General features: G+C 65.4%; 2 protein-coding genes. Both read right to left on the bottom strand.

Going from position 1 to position 1,409, the window contains the following annotated elements:
- Positions 1–500: aminopeptidase P family N-terminal domain-containing protein (locus EN893_RS33970; RefSeq protein ID WP_206640239.1), on the bottom strand; the 500-nt coding region annotated here is incomplete at its 3' end.
- Between the two features lie 138 nt (positions 501–638).
- Positions 639–1,409, bottom strand: a 771-nt coding sequence (locus tag EN893_RS33965) for a 50S ribosomal protein L11 methyltransferase (RefSeq protein WP_128362174.1), incomplete at its 5' end; no start/stop codon positions are given.

Raw genomic sequence — 1,409 nt, 5'->3', positions numbered from 1 at the left:
ACCGGGGCCACCGGCGCGTCGGGCTGATCCTTCCAGATGATGTCAATCGGGTTCTTGTCGAGCGGCACCAGCACGGCGCCTGATTTGTCGGCCGAGGCCTGCAGCGCCTTGACCTCGCTGATCGTGTGCAGCCATGGATCGAAGCCGAGCCGTGCGCCCTTGCCAAGATTGTCTTTCAGCCAGACAGCCGGCGGATTGTCGACCAGGCTTTCGATCGAAAAGACGTCCAGGTCGACCTCGCTGCGCACCTGCAGCGTGTAGCGCCCATCGACAAAGACGAAGGCGCGGTCGCGCAGGACGATGGCGACGCCGGCCGAGCCGCTGAATCCGGTCAGCCATTTCAGCCGCGCCGAGCGGTCGGCGACATACTCGCCCTGATGCTCGTCGGCACGCGGCACGATGAAGCCGTCCAGCCCGTTGGCTTCAAGCCATTGGCGCAGGAGCGCCACGCGCGGTTTGCCGACGGCCGGGTCGCCGGCGGAATCGAAGGTCTGGAACATTGTGGGCCTCCTGCGGTCAGCGCAACCGTAGCGTACGGTCACGGAAATCGGAATCGATTTCCGGCTGCGCGCAACCTGCTACAGCATCGCTTGACTGACAACCGGCGGAACTTGGTCCAAGCTCGGTCGGTCCCGGGCTCAATGCTTGAGGTGGATCGTCACCCAGCCCTCGCGGTGCAAGGTTCTGACGTGGCGAAAATTCTGGCCGACATAGGCCGAGATGACGGCGTCGCGCTGGCGGTCGAGGATGCCTGACAGCACGATCGAGCCGCCGAGCGCGATGTGGCCAGCCATTTGCGGCGCCAGCCGCATCAGCGGCCGTGCCAATATGTTGGCGACGATGAGATCGAAGGGCGCGCGCTTGCCGAAGACCGGGTGGTGAAAGCCCGGCGCGGTCACCGTTTCCACCAGTGCCTTGACGTGATTGAGCCGCGCATTGGCGGCAGCCACCCGCACCGCCACCGGATCGATGTCGGTGGCCAGCACAGGAATATGCGCCAGCTTGGCGACTGCAATCGCCAGCACCGCGCTGCCGGTGCCGAGGTCGAGCGCATTGCGCGGATGCTCGCGCCGAACCACTCTTTCAAGCATTTCCAGGCAGCCGGCGGTGGTGCCGTGGTGGCCGGTGCCGAAGGCAAGGCCAGCCTCGATCTCGATGGCGATCTCGCCGCTGTGGCGCTTGCGGCGGTCATGCGCGCCGTGGACGAAGAAACGTCCGGCACGCACCGGCTTCAGCTCTTCCAGCGAATGCGCCACCCAGTCGATGTCGGGCAGGGCCTCGCGCTCGATCGGCTTCGACAGGGAAAGGCCGGCAAGGATGTCGTTCAAGCGGGTCTCGACCGCATCGACGTCGCCATCGGCATAGAGCGACACTTCGTGGATGTCCTTGTCCTCGTCGACCTCCAGGAC

It is taken from the genome of Mesorhizobium sp. M7A.F.Ca.CA.004.04.2.1, assembly GCF_004022825.1.
Lineage (GTDB): Bacteria > Pseudomonadota > Alphaproteobacteria > Rhizobiales > Rhizobiaceae > Mesorhizobium.
The sequence above is the reverse complement of the archived record's forward strand: the minus strand, read 5'-3'. Positions and strand labels throughout refer to the sequence as shown.